This is a genomic window from Microbulbifer mixtoriginis (SeqCode), from assembly GCF_052466865.1.
Map to the genome: position 1 here is coordinate 2,077,877 of NZ_CP174293.1, position 13,947 is coordinate 2,091,823.

General features: G+C 46.7%; 10 protein-coding genes. 6 read left to right on the forward strand and 4 right to left on the reverse strand.

Features of this window, described 5'->3' with window-relative positions:
• Positions 1–404: 404 nt before the first annotated feature.
• Positions 405–3,890 (forward strand): fascin domain-containing protein, encoded by a 3,486-nt coding sequence (locus tag ACJJJA_RS09665; RefSeq protein ID WP_444904425.1) that lies wholly within the window; start codon positions 405–407, stop codon positions 3,888–3,890.
• Between the two features lie 518 nt (positions 3,891–4,408).
• Here ACJJJA_RS09665 and ACJJJA_RS09670 read toward each other — a convergent pair.
• The 4 genes from ACJJJA_RS09670 to ACJJJA_RS09685 all read right to left on the reverse strand — a co-directional run bounded on the left by ACJJJA_RS09670 (position 4,409) and on the right by ACJJJA_RS09685 (position 8,535).
• On the reverse strand, positions 4,409–5,884 hold the full coding sequence (locus ACJJJA_RS09670; protein WP_444904426.1) for a ricin-type beta-trefoil lectin domain protein: 1,476 nt from the start codon (positions 5,882–5,884) through the stop codon (positions 4,409–4,411).
• Positions 5,885–6,222: 338 nt separating this feature from the next.
• Complete coding sequence (locus ACJJJA_RS09675) at positions 6,223–6,507, reverse strand: 2TM domain-containing protein (protein WP_444904427.1); 285 nt, start codon at positions 6,505–6,507, stop codon at positions 6,223–6,225.
• Between the two features lie 189 nt (positions 6,508–6,696).
• Positions 6,697–7,326 (reverse strand): maleylacetoacetate isomerase, encoded by a 630-nt coding sequence (gene maiA, locus ACJJJA_RS09680; protein ID WP_444904428.1) that lies wholly within the window; start codon positions 7,324–7,326, stop codon positions 6,697–6,699.
• Between the two features lie 75 nt (positions 7,327–7,401).
• The gene (locus ACJJJA_RS09685) at positions 7,402–8,535 is read right to left on the reverse strand and encodes a homogentisate 1,2-dioxygenase (RefSeq protein ID WP_444898530.1); all 1,134 of its coding nucleotides are present in this window, start codon (positions 8,533–8,535) and stop codon (positions 7,402–7,404) included.
• Positions 8,536–8,801: 266 nt separating this feature from the next.
• On the opposite strand from ACJJJA_RS09685, the gene ACJJJA_RS09690 reads away from it, so the two are divergent.
• The 5 genes from ACJJJA_RS09690 to ACJJJA_RS09710 all read left to right on the forward strand — a co-directional run bounded on the left by ACJJJA_RS09690 (position 8,802) and on the right by ACJJJA_RS09710 (position 13,777).
• Positions 8,802–9,302 carry a MarR family winged helix-turn-helix transcriptional regulator gene (locus tag ACJJJA_RS09690; protein WP_444898529.1) on the forward strand — a complete coding sequence of 167 codons (501 nt, stop codon included), beginning with the start codon at positions 8,802–8,804 and terminating at the stop codon, positions 9,300–9,302.
• Positions 9,303–9,327: 25 nt separating this feature from the next.
• A complete protein-coding gene (locus tag ACJJJA_RS09695) occupies positions 9,328–10,518 on the forward strand; it encodes an amino acid aminotransferase (RefSeq protein WP_444888645.1) in 1,191 nt (396 codons plus the stop codon).
• Positions 10,519–10,586: 68 nt separating this feature from the next.
• Positions 10,587–11,978 carry a class II 3-deoxy-7-phosphoheptulonate synthase gene (locus ACJJJA_RS09700; RefSeq protein WP_444885374.1) on the forward strand — a complete coding sequence of 464 codons (1,392 nt, stop codon included), beginning with the start codon at positions 10,587–10,589 and terminating at the stop codon, positions 11,976–11,978.
• Positions 11,979–12,416: 438 nt separating this feature from the next.
• Positions 12,417–12,995, forward strand: coding sequence for a hypothetical protein (locus ACJJJA_RS09705; RefSeq protein ID WP_444904429.1), 579 nt, complete (start codon positions 12,417–12,419; stop codon positions 12,993–12,995).
• A 479-nt stretch (positions 12,996–13,474) separates the two neighbouring features.
• The gene (locus ACJJJA_RS09710; RefSeq protein ID WP_444904430.1) at positions 13,475–13,777 is read left to right on the forward strand and encodes a hypothetical protein; all 303 of its coding nucleotides are present in this window, start codon (positions 13,475–13,477) and stop codon (positions 13,775–13,777) included.
• The last annotated feature ends 170 nt before the right edge of the window (positions 13,778–13,947 follow it).

Consider the following 13,947-nt stretch of genomic DNA (forward strand, 5'->3'; position numbering starts at 1 on the left):
CTGACAGGTTGATTTATTGTTCGTTAATTAGAAACCGGTTGTTGTGAAATTTGAAACAATAATCTATTGTCAGTTTCTTACTTTAAAAAATTCAATCCGTTTTATTTTTATGTATATTGTTGCTTTTGTACCAATATTATTTTTAATAGTAGGATGAAATTATTTATTTTCTGTTTTGTTTGTGAGGTTTGAGCTGGTCGGATAAAGTTAATATCATTTTTGCGCCATTTAGGGTCTCTTTAGTTTTTATATCCTTTGCATCTGAGTTTAGAGTTTATTTTTTGGGGAATGTATTGCTTTATTGGTAATTAACATTGCCATTGATTGTTTTAATTTTGTGTTAAGGGTGGGAGATCTTGCTCGGCATATCCTTTTATCAAAAAAATTAAATTTTGGATTTAGTTATGAATTTTAAGAGAGCCGGCCTGTATATCATGCTCCTATCTAGCTTAATCATGCCTACATACGCTCATGCAGGCATATGGGATAATTTCACAAGCTGGATTGCTGAAACCTGGGATAAAGTTGAAGAGAGTGCTGAAGAAACTATCGAAGATGTAGCCACTACAGTAGAAGATGCCGCAACTGCCTCTGTAGGATTCTTAGTAGACACTGGTGAATGGCTATATGATGGCCTGACAAATTCAGTTGAGGGGTCACTTGATTTTTTCTTTGGGGTAGCTGATAACTCAGTTACCGCACTAAACTATTTTGGTCTTGATGTCGATATATCTGATTGGTTTAGCACGGGGCCCCGAAACTCTGAAGATGGCGCACAGCCGTGGACTTTAGCAGACTACGATACTGGATCATACCCAGCCTATCTAGCAGCCTTCCGTGAGCGCCAGGCGGCCTATATAGAGCGAGTTTTCGACTCAGCGAGAGAGGAGCCAAATAATGACCACATGGTTCTCAGGGCTTATCTCGGTTTGCCCTTGGATAGGGCAGCATTGGCTCAGCGATTAACAGAACTTTTCACTCCGGGTAAGCATGCTTATAAAAATCCAGACATGCAGTTGATTCTATATATTCGTGTGTTGGCGGAGAGTGATGAGTACGATGACTTGATTCTAAATGAAATTAATAAGCTCCCTTATTGGCAGGACGAAGACACCGAGCGAGTACGTGTGTATACCTCTGAAAATCATGTGCTTATGTGGCTTTCCACTAGCTGGTTGTTATGGGAAATGGAGGGATGGAATATTGGGGGCGGGCCACAGAAAATCAAAGAGCGCCTTATACGTTATTTAGAAGTTAAAAAACGTTATGGTGTTTATGAGTCTACTTCAAATACCTATAGTGGATTTTCGATATCCGCGCTATTAAATCTTTACGACTATGCCAAGGATCAGGAGATTAAGGAGCTAGCCGGGGAGGTCGCATTAATATTTCTCAATGATATAGCTATGGTGACAAATGATCTTGGCGCTGCAACGGCTACAGATTCAAGGAGCTATGCGGGAAGTTATGGAGGAGTAAACACTATGAAAAATAGCTTCTCAGAGTATATGGCTTTAGTCACCGGCATGGGTCCACAGGTATTTACCGCTGGTAACCATATAGATATATTTGCCATGACTAGCCTTGATGCTAGCAGTGTTGCTTATAATCGTCTGGAAAAACTAAATGGCGAGGTCAATATCAGCTATTACTCAGGCCACCCCATCACTGAGGTGGATTCGGTATGGGCAGGTCTAGATTTGCAAGATAAGATTATTTTTTCCCAATCTGCTGGTGCCTATGCTCATCCTGAACTGGCTGATGAAATGTTGGAATACTACCTGACGCCTGTTGCCGGATTAAATTTCTTCTTTGAAGATATTATCGTGGAATCTAATCTAGCAGACGATTTGGTTGATATGTCTGGAGTCCTGCTTACGGAGACCAGTGCGCCTTTTACTACCAGTTCTGTAATTTCAGAAAAAACCTTGGATCTCTATCGCCATGGTGTAGTGCAGTTGAGCTCTTACCAAGATTACCATGCGGGCAATGCCGGTTGGCAACAACAGCCTTGGGTTGCCACAACCGGCACGCTTCAGGTTACCACGCGTTCAGGAGCGGGAAATGGTGGTTGGAAAGCTGGTGGCCAGAATATGATGAATACGAACTTGCCCTATATCAAGCAAAACAAGAATGTGGCTCTGGTTTTGTACAAGCCGGCTATGGAGTTGCGCTTTATGGATGGCGTAGGTAACGCCACGGATTTTCTACCGATTGATGACTTTGTTACGGAATCAGTTAACTTAACTTGGCCAGCTGATAAGTTTGATGAAACATCCAGATTCAATAACTGGTTATTTGCAAGAGAAGGGGAAGGTTACGTAGCTGTCTATCGTCATTGCCAGGATACAAAAACCTTTATAGATCACGGAAAAACTATAGAGCTTTTCAGCTGCAATGACGACGAGCAGGTTTGGGCAACCGTTGTTGGTAATACTCAGACTCATGGAGATTTTAGTAATTTTATATTCACAGTTTCACAAGCCAAGATTCAGAGCAAGTGGCGTTGGAGTTGGGCAGATAAGCGACATGTATGGGAAACTACTCTTGAGGTAGACGGAAAAACACTGGGTTACAGTTGGGAAGCCAATGTCGATGATTTAACCGACCAGGAAATGTGGAACCTGGCGGGTGCTAATAGCTCATCTACCATAGAAACGGCATCTGTGCGCGGTTACCAGGTAAATGATGTAACTAGTAATTTGACTCCTACAGGCCAAGGTAACTGTGAAAGCTCCAATGATATTCTTCTACATCAAAATGTGAGCTACCATGGTTCTGATCCAATTATTTCAAGAATATCGGAAGACGCTAACGGCGAGTGCTTTCTGCTGAATGTGGAGGAGCAATCTTTGGATACTGAAACTGACCACGGCGGTGAGCAAATCGATGTGGTGCATTTTCAGAATCGACGTTTTGTTGGAGGGGAAGCGGATAAAGTCTATGCCGTAGACCACGAGTGGACCACAGTTCAGCTGGATTTTAGCTATACAAACCCAGTGGTATTCACTTCTGTCATTGGTATCGCCGGTCCCGATCCTATTACGACTGAAATTCGCAATATAACCTCCAATAGTTTTGAGGTTCGGGTAGCAGAATTTTCATGGAATGATGGCGTTCACTTGCCTGAAACTCTGCATTATGTGGTGATGGAAGCGGGCACTTATACAACAGCTAATGGCGCTGAAATTCATGTGAATGCTGTATTGCTAGAAGATAATCTAACTGGTACCCCTGAGTTTCAAACCGTAGGTATTGATTTACAGGATTACCTCCTAGTGAGCCAAGTGCAAGGCAAGAATATGAATGAAACAATTGGTACTCGTATCAAGGATAAACAAACAGGTTCTTTTGACATTAGTTTAATGGTGCAAGAGGCCCACAAAGAAAAAGGAGAAAATCTGCAAGCCGTAGTAGGCTATATAGCTATTGGTAAACCCGCGGTTAAATCAATGAAAATTGCTTTAAGGGGCCACCATGGTAAATATTTGACCGCAACTAATAATGGTGGTAGAGGGCAAACAGTCAATGCCAATGCTTCAACAATCGGAAGCCATGAGACTATTATTCTCAGCGGTAATAGCAACCAGCAGGGCTGCTTTGTCGATGGTGACGATGTGTGGCTGCAAACCACCGATGGTTATTATTATGGTGCCCAAGAATGGGGAGCACTTGATGTAGCCGTTTCTGCCAGATATAGCTGGGAAACATTTAAATTAATTAATCATACGGACAGAACAGGCTGTTTGGAGGATGGTGATCGGATCTCCTTGTTCAATGTCCGACATGGTAACTATATTGTTGCTGAAGAAAACGGTGGTGCAAATGCAAATCGCAAGAATCTTGACATATGGGAGATGTTTACTGTACATAACTTGATCGTTAATTAAGCAATACGAAATGGGCACCTCAACTTGATGTGGTGGGGTGCCTTAATTGATTATGAAGAATCTCTCTCTGGATTGGATTTTTGCACTCAAACTAAACGAGCCCTTCATATAGGAGGGCTTACTTGAGTAAGAATTCCTATACGAGGACAGTTAGTCTGAACTTATGAATTTCTTAATTTCCAAACTTGAATGCCGACTACACCTTGTATTGGCATGGAAGGTAAGGCTTCCACTTCTCCATTTTCATTAAGGATATTTCGGAGCTTATCTTTACCTATGAAAGCTGGATAGCTGCAGGCGATGGCACCTTCGGTGACTGGAGGCAGTGTGAAGCTGGCGAACTGAACTAACTACTGATTTAATTGGGTATGTTAAGAGATTTCTGCATACCCAGGTTAATAGGCATTTATACGGTAAGGGTGTCGATCTTTGATCAATCTTAAGACCGACGCCTTTACTAACTGCAACAATACTCTTCTTTATACTTGACTCCTGAGAGTCTGAATAAAAAGTAATACTTAAAAGCTTGTTTGCTTCCATTCATTCACAGCATTCAGGAAAAATTTCTGACCAGTGTCACTACTGTTGCACCTATAAATTTGAAGTTGTTCTCCATTGTCGGCACTTACCCCTGGTGTATCAATACAGTATTGCCAATCTTTGTCGCGATTTTGAATAATACCGCTTTCCTGTACCTGCCATTTTTCTGAATTGCCACCATCGCAATCCCACAGGTGTATTTTATCACCATTGTCTGCAGAGCCTGAGTTGTAGTCGACACAGTATTTATTGTTGCCTTTAGGTCTTAACTGTCCCTCTGCGGTGTAGACAAACTGCTGTTCGTTGCTCGAGTTGCAGTTGGCCAAGGTCAGGTTGGAGCCATTGCCATAGCCTTGAGAAACATTCATACAGAGATTTGGGTTTTGAATGGACTGGATACGAAAATAACCAGGTAGGCTTTTTCGCACACCGACAAAGGGAATAGCTTGGCCGGTATAGCTGGGCGTGTCATTGACGGTATTTGGGTCCATGCCAATAGCGCTAGCGCCGTGTGCAACAGCGATATAGGAATAGCCAAAATCTGTATTGCTGAAGTCGCCAGAGCTGCTCCATAAATGCATCAATTGTTTACTGTTGGCCGCTTCATTGGCTGTTATTTGGTAGTGATCACCGGCTTTTACATTACCGCAAAATATCTTCTGGGAGCTGCTGGAATCCATGGAGTCGACATTGCCAGAAAACTCTTCAGGATCGGCAGTATCTACATCAGGGCAGAGGAAGGCATGTAATGGGTAGTTATCCAGTGCCGATTCCATACGATTATTGACGTTGCCACTCTGGCCACCGGTAAACATGACCAGGACTTTTTTATTCTGCGATTGCAGCTCGCCCAAAGTAGGCCAACCTATATTCTTTAGGGTGTTTCGATAGTCGGAGGAGGGGGAGCTTGCCTGTAGATGTGCTAGTAAGTCCTGGTAGCTGAATTGCAAATCGCCTAAGTGTTGCTTGATATATTGATCCAACACATATATCTCATCGGCATACCAGGCAGCGAACCAATTACTGTCTGGCTTCATATCAATATAAAGCATTAGCGGTGCATTGAGTTCGTTGTTGTTAAGCCATGCCTTGATGTCGTCAAGGCAATGAACCAGTCGATCATTGTCACCATTACTACGACACATATGATTGCCGATATCACTCTGGCCGTGGGCTACATAGGGCCCATGATTACTGCCCTGCCAGATGCCGTGGTCAACAACATCCACTTCCAACGAGCGAAAGCCCTTATCCAGCCAATCCGTAAGAGTTTCTTCAGTTGCAAGGCGCTCATAACTGTTGTGAGGTTGGAGGTAGTAGAGTTGGTCGATACGGTGATCATCTTGAGGGGGCTTCGCTGTTAATTGCGGTGTAGAAGCGATGCTTGCTTGTGGGCTTGCACAAAAAAAGAGGAGTAAGGGAAATAAAAATGAAAAACTAACTTTATTTGGCACAAGGATATCCATTTTGACTGTTATTATAAGGTTGCCCTAACTGATAGGGCGGCAATATTAGTATGGGTGTGTGAAAATGATATGACATCTAATAAGGTGTTATATTTTTATGAGATTGACCATGCTTTTCGATTATTATTTACAAGCATTATTCTAGAGCACAGACTGTGCGTTTGGATTCTTCAGTGACTAGTGGGTTAAATTTAGCAAGCCTGCTCTCTCGAGGCGTTAATAAATAAAGAGCGCCTGCACTGATTGAAATGGTTTGTAGATCTTTTACAAAGGTGTACACGGAGGAGAGCGTAACCAGGCTTGAAGCGGTAAGGCTGAGTCTTGACTTAAGGCTTCTTTTTTAATCTTTTCTCTACCTGCTTTTTCTCCCACTCAGGCCCAAACAATGTAAAAGGTTTAAAAGTTCGCACAGCGTGGGAGGCGATTCCAATGCCCCAACCAAGGGCTGCCCAGAGGGACCAAAGGTACTCTGGGATGAGGATTAAATTAGCTATTAAAAGTCCAGCAATCACTATCAAATAAGTAATTAGGTGTTGGTAAAAGCCTTTGAGCTTCCTTACATGCTCGATGGCTTCCTTCTCTCTTGCAGAAGTTGCTTGCTCAGGCTGCATTTTTTGATCTCAGTGATAGATACTGCGGTGTTATATTTTATTCATTATGTGCAGAATATTAACCACTGCGCGCTATGGTGGGCAAGTGTAAAAGATGGGATAACAGTTGAGTTTTGTTAAGAGTTTTATGACTGGATATTCATGTAAGCCAGAGCCCGGAGAAGCCGGGCTCTGGCTTACTTAAATAGACTATACAGTGCTATCGGGTTGTTTTTCGGGGTGAGCATCAATAAAGGCCGCTAATTCGTTACAGGCCTGGGTGATCTTTTGTATTTTGGGGTACTGATTCATATCCATACTAAAACGTTCGGCGTTATACACCTGCGGTAGTAAGCAGCACTCAAAAAGCCCGGGGGTGTCACCAGCGGCAAAAGGCGCGGGTTCTAGCTGTTTCTCCAGGGCGGCAAATCCCAAGTGAATCCAGTGCTGAATCCACTGAATTTTCTGCTCTTCAGTCACTTTGAATTCAGAAATCAGATATTTGAGCACGCGGAGGTTTTGCAGGGGTTGGATATCGCTGGCAATGCTTTGTGCCAGGGCTCGAACATGGGCGCGAGCCTCGGCATCTTTGGGTAAGAGCGCTGGCTCTGGGTGAGTTTCTTCCAACCACTCCAAAATAGCCATAGATTGAGTGAGGCTGATGTCCCCGTCATTGAGCGTTGGCAGAAGCCCCTGGGGGTTTAACTGGCGATACTGCTCGCTGTGTTGATCGCCTTTCACTAGATTGACTGGGAGATAGTTATAGCTCAGGCCTTTTAAATTAAGCCCAATACGCACTCGGTAGCTTGCGGAGGAGCGGAAGTATCCGTAAAGGTCCATTCTCTTTCCTTTATTGTCAGTCATTATGGTGGCGGCTGGGAAAGCTGCCGATTAATTTATTAATTCTTTCCCCTGTTATTGTGGCGTTTTCCAGGAGTTCACGTAATCCTCAAACTCTATCGCCTCGGCATCCGGCAGTATATCCCATGGGGTGCGGCTATCGATCATGACCGCCACTTCATCGGTTGCCTTGCGAGCATGTTTTGCGCCGGTGGCAAATGCCTTTGGGTGGGGCCCATGGGTGAATCCCATGGGGTGCAATGTGAGCATGCCGGGGTGAATATTATCTCGGCTGAAAAAATTACCACGGTGGTAAAAGATAAGCTCATCGTAATCGTCATTACTGTGAAAAAACGGTACTTTTAGAGCGCCGGGATCACTCTCAATGGGGCGCGGCACAAAAGTGGCTACGACAAAGCCCGGGCCCACAAAAGTGGTGTGGGCAGAGGGGGGCAGATGGTAGCGATGACTCATTACTGGGCGAATATCTCTCCAATTGATTCTTACCGCGAGGTTGTCACCGGTCCAACCAGTGGCATCTAGTGGGTTAAATGGGTAGGTGATCTTGGAGAGTTGTTGGCGTGCCTTCACCACTACCTGCCACTGGGTGTCTCCCTGTTGGGCGAGAAAGGCTTCGTCGATGCTCGGCACATCCAGGATTGCCTCGTCAAAGATAGCATTGGGGCCGAGAATCCCCTTCTCTGGGAGCTGGAAATGCCCACCGCTTGCCTCGATCAGCAGTAATTCCAGGGGCTCGTTTTCGGTGGGGGAGAGTCTCCACATGGTCCCGCGTGGTAGGAGTATATAGTCACCATCGCGGATACTCAGCCGGCCAAAATCACAGAACAGCTTCCCACTGCCGTTATGGACGAAGAGAAGTTGGTCGCCATCGGCATTGCGTATTAAATGGTCCATGGGTTCCCGGCAAATCCATAGGCCCACCAGGCTATTTTCATTGCGCAGAAGGGGTTTCTGGTCCCAGGGGCTATCGCCTGAATGTTGCAGTTTGGTGCTATCGAAGGCGTGTGGTCGCAGTGGGCCTGTGAATTGGCTCCAGCCTGTGGGGGGATGGCTATGGTAGAAATGCGTACAGGGGCCAAAAAAGCCCTCCTTGCCCATTTCCCTCTCAAAGGTATTGGCCGGGAAATCTGCATGGGCCTGTCGGCTGGTCTTCCCTTCAACGCGGGGAAAGCGAATCCACTTGTTCATGGGCGGCCTCGCATCTTGCTCGCAGGGCGGCTGGCGGAACATTGATCAACTCGATGGACTGCCACGCATGTTTTTTGCGTTTAACCGGCAGACTGGTAACAAAAATGGCGCTGAAAACCCTATACTGTGCGACCAATTTTGTCCGGTGCTCCAGGATGTTGCTGCGCAACATTCGCGCGCGCAGTGGTTACAATTGAAACCAATGTTAGTTAAATTGGACATCTGGTACAACCGGGGTTCGAAGATAGGCAGGTGTGAGAGCAGCCATGACCAATGACCACAATGCGCCGGATGCGGCGGTAAAGCAGGATGAGTTGCGCCTGGAGAAGTTCTTGCCATATCGCCTTTCGGTGCTCTCGAACCGCGTGAGTAACGCTATCTCCCAAGCGTATGGTGCGCGCTTCCATCTCACCATTCCCGCCTGGCGGGTGATGGCCATTCTCGGGCGCTTTCCCGATCTTTCTGCCGCTGAGCTGGTGGAGCAGACAGCCATGGATAAAGTGGCCATTAGCCGCGCTGTTTCCTCTCTACTGAAGAACGATTACATCACTCGCAGTGAAGACCCTGCGGATCGCCGTCGTCAGGTGTTGAACCTGTCTGAGCTGGGGAGTGAGGTATATGCGCGCATAGTGCCGCTCGCGCAGCAGTATGAAAATGATTTGATCGCCTCGCTCTCCTCTGAGGAGAGGGAGCAACTGGATGGCATTATCGAAAAACTGATGGTTCGCGCTAAGGAGTGGTCCGAGCGCGGCTTGATAGACCAATAAATAGGATAAATAAAGGAGTTTTCAAATGTTTGAGCATTTAAGCAGCCTACCGCCAGACCCAATTCTCGGCCTGCTGGCCAGCTACCGTGCGGATGAAAACCCCAGCAAAATTGACCTTGGGGTAGGGGTCTACAAGGATGAGGCCGGCCACACTGCCGTTTTACAGGCGGTAAAAGAGGCAGAGACTCGCTTACTGCAAAGCGAGGAAACCAAAGCCTATATTGGCCCTGCGGGTACCCCAGGGTTCAATTCGGTGATGCAGGAGCTGATACTGGGCGCTGGCCATCCGGCCATGATTGGAGGCCGAGTGCGCTCAGCGCAAACCCCCGGTGGATGTGGAGCCCTGCGCGCTCTGGCAGAGCTGATCAATCGCGCCAAGGCTGGGGCCACGGTTTGGGTGAGCGATCCTACCTGGGCGAACCATGTTCCGCTTCTTGGTAACGCTGGCCTCAACATCAAGAGTTACCCTTATTACGACCGCGCTACCAGCAGCTTGCAGTTCGACAAAATGGTGGAGACCCTAAAGAACGTGGGTGAGGGTGATGTGGTTCTGTTCCACGCCTGCTGCCACAACCCCTGTGGTGCGGATCTTTCTCGCGAGCAGTGGAAAGTACTGGCTGAAATGGCGCAAAAACAGGGCTTCACCCCATTTATCGATATGGCCTACCAGGGCTTTGGCGAAAGCTTGGAAGACGATGCCTATGGTCTACGCCTGATGGCTGAATCTGTGCCCGAGATGTTAGTGGCAGCCTCCTGTTCTAAAAACTTCGGCCTCTACCGTGAGCGTGTAGGCCTGGCGATGGTGATCTATGCCAACGGTGAGAGCGCCGATAAAGGCCATAGCCAGATGCTGAGTGCCATTCGTGGGAACTATTCCATGCCACCTTCCCACGGTGCAGCGATTGTGGAATCTATCCTTACAGATGCAGGCCTTAAAGCGAACTGGGAAGCGGAATTGACCGAGATGCGTGAACGTATCAACGGGCTACGCGCCGGTTTGGTAGAAGGCCTGGCCGCTGCCGGAGCTGCTGGTGATTTCGGCTTTATCCGCCAACAGAAAGGCATGTTCTCCTTCCTGGGCATTAGTCCAGAGCAGGTGCAGCAGCTGCAGAAGGACTATTCCATCTATATGGTGGACTCCAGCCGCATCAGTATTGCCGGTTTGAGCTCCAACAATATGGAATACTTCTGCAAGGCAGTTGCCAGCGTGCTGTAAATTCGGCACATTTGGGGGTGAGCGTATTGCTCACCCTTAAGTTTTACCTAAAGATGTAAGAGTGAAAGATGGAAGTTGAGCTAGGAGTCCCAGTGTCTGAATCCCCCACCCAAATCTGGACCCCGCAGAGCTGGCGAAACTTCACCGCACACCAACAGCCTAAATACACCTCCACCGATGATGTTGCCCAGGTTGCCAAACAGTTAGCTGGCCACCCACCTTTGGTATTTGCTGCCGAAGCGCGTGAGCTGCGCCGTCAATTGGCCCAGGTAGCGGAGGGTAAGGCGTTTTTGTTACAGGGCGGCGACTGTGCCGAATCTTTTGCCGATTTCAACGCAAACCGCATTCGCGATACATTTAAAGTGCTGTTGCAAATGGCTGTAGTACTGACGTTTGCAGGTAATTTACCCGTAGTAAAAGTGGCTCGGATGGCCGGCCAGTATGCCAAGCCCCGATCTGCCGATACTGAAACGATTAATGGTGTTGAGCTGCCAAGTTACCGTGGAGATATTATCAACGGTATCGACTTTACTGCGGAAGCTCGCCAGCCAGATCCTCAGCGTATGGTCACCGCTTACAACCAGTCGGCGGCGACTCTCAACTTGCTGCGCGCCTTCGCCCAGGGCGGCCTGGCTGATTTACACCAGGTGCATGGTTGGAACCTGAGCTTTCTTAAGAACAATCCGCAGCGTGAAAAATACGCACTCTTAGCCGAACGCCTGCAAGAAGCGCTGGAATTTATGGCGGTGTGCGGCGTTACCTCAGAAAATACTCCCGCAATTCGAGAGACGGTGCTTTACACCTCACACGAAGCACTATTACTGGAATACGAGCAGGCGCTCACTCGCACCGATAGCCTTACCGGTAAATGGTATGACTGTTCTGCGCATATGCTCTGGATTGGTGAGCGAACTCGCCAGCTGGATGGTGCCCATGTGGAATTCCTCTCCGGGGTTTGCAATCCTATCGGCGTAAAAGTCGGCCCCAATATGCAGCCTGATGAGTTGCTGCGCTTGATTGATAAGCTCAATCCTGAGAACGAAGCTGGCCGCCTTACCTTAATTACCCGTATGGGAGCCGATATCCTCGCCGATAAGCTGCCCTCACTGGTACGTGCAGTGCAGGCAGAGGGTCGCTCTGTGGTCTGGAGTACCGACCCCATGCATGGCAATACGGTAAAAGCTGGCAATGGCTACAAAACCCGCGATTTTGATAAAGTTTTACGAGAGATCCGCGACTTCTTCTCGGTACACTGGTCCGAAGGCAGTCACCCCGGCGGTATTCACCTGGAAATGACCGGTGAACATGTTACAGAGTGCACTGGTGGCGCCTGGAAAATTTCCGAAGCGGATCTTGCCAGCTGCTATCGCACCCAATGCGACCCAAGACTGAATGCCGACCAAGTGCTGGAGCTGGCTTTCTGCGTATCTGAATGGCTGCGTGCTGGGCGAATTGCCTAACGGCTTAATTTAAATACTAATACATTAAAACCCCTTGCTCTGAGATCGTTAATTGGGCAAGGGGTTTTTCTTTACTGGAAATAAAGCTGAGGGTTAAGTGCGAGCTGATAGTACCAGCGCTCAATCATTTCAAATGTGAAACCTACATCCATTTCGTGACCCAAACAGACCTGAGATTTCGAACGTCGTGACCGTTATTTCTGAGAATTTGTAGATTGGTGATGAAAGCCTAATGAAATCAATGGGTTGGATGCGGCAAGAAGTCTGTGATAGTGGTCATGATGATCATTTTTCCATTTGTGAAGATGGTGCCACTTGATTGTATCTAGTTGATTTTTGAGGGCAAGTCAGAGCCATGGCGGGAATTTGCATCTGAAATAGTAATCAAGATAATAGTGGTCGTGATGATCACTATATAAATGTTAGCTTTACATAAAAATGAACATCGAAGAATTATCAGAAAAACTATACGAAGATCTTAATGGTCGAATTACCGCTGTGGATTACACAGATGGATTAATAATCAATTTTCAGTGCGATGATTGGAATGGTCATGATCAAAGTAGGTTTTTTAAGATCACGTGTTACGGCGTAAAAGAGACTGATGCACAGCCGTCTGAAGTTGGTGAAGTAGAGTTTACTGATAAAAACCCGTTGCTATGGAATCATAATGAGCCGCATGGGTACCTCTACTATTCTTCAGAGCCAGAAAGTAGATATGAAATATTGGGGCGTATCTGGGAGGTTCATGAAAAGACTTTTGGTGGCTGGCGACCATTGACAGACTTTGCTAATACGTATCACGCAGGTCAGTTCATTGAATTCTGTAAGGGCTCTAATGGTCAACTGGCTCAGGGGCCGAAGCAACTTATGGAAATTTATCAGGCATCAGTAATCGATAAAATTAAAACCAATTTTGTACCCTCATATACTCCTGAGGGCGGGTACAAAGCCTTAGTCTTTGATTCTTGCTTTGTGGTTTGTAAATCGGTGGCCGTGGACGAGGTCAGCAGCTAACAATGCAATGCAGCCGACGTCTTACTTTGTGCACTTTTTGCACGGTCGCTGCGCTCCCATTTTCGTGCAAAAAGCACACAAAGTAAGCCGCGTCTGATTGCGGCGTTAAGAGGCAAGTATGAGGCTAATTAAATACGGTGTAATCTGGTATCTTATGGGTGCATTCAGTTGGTACTTGTCCGGCGTTGCTCTTAGTTTTTTTGAGGGCCAAGAAATTTATTTTAAAGGAATCGCCTTACTAGCTAGCCCTATAGTTGTACCGTTTACTTTGTACGATTTTATGTGGAACTCTCAGGAAAAGTTAGAGAGTAGCGTCGTTCCTATGGGGGTATGTTACGCGCTTGCTTTAATTCTAGTGTTAGTATTTTGGTGTAGAAATAAAAATGCCTCTTAACGAGGCCAGGTAAGATTGCCTAGCCGGTGGCTGGACAACCTACGCTCTGCTTCGGCTGCCCTTGCTGGCAGTGTTAGGTGTACGGATGGAGTATCATGACAATCAAAATGTTCGGCTCGGGGGTATCGTAGAGTTAGATATGCCAGATGGCCGAGAAAAAGCAAGAGTTGTTATGCTAGGTGATACCTATAAGCATCTTGAATTTGAGGCCTCTTTTGAGTCGTGGGTAAAAAAAGATAAAATTTTAAAATCTGACTCAATTGTAATTGAATGGCTTGGTAAAAACCCTTTGGGTCATAGTGACCCAAACTATGATCTGGTTGGTAATTATTTGTTTACAGGTATTAGTGCAGATTTAAAACCCATTGGTAGGGCTAGGCATGAGTAAAACACCTAACAAACAGCAGCACGCAAGCCCGGCAAAAGACGCCGGGCAGGACGGCCTACATTGCGCTTCGCTTCATTTCGGCCGCCCGTGTGCTGGGCGTTAGGTGCTACCTTGATCCAAATATTTGAGCTTCTAATTACATTACTAGTGGTCGGCTGCAGTACTCAAAC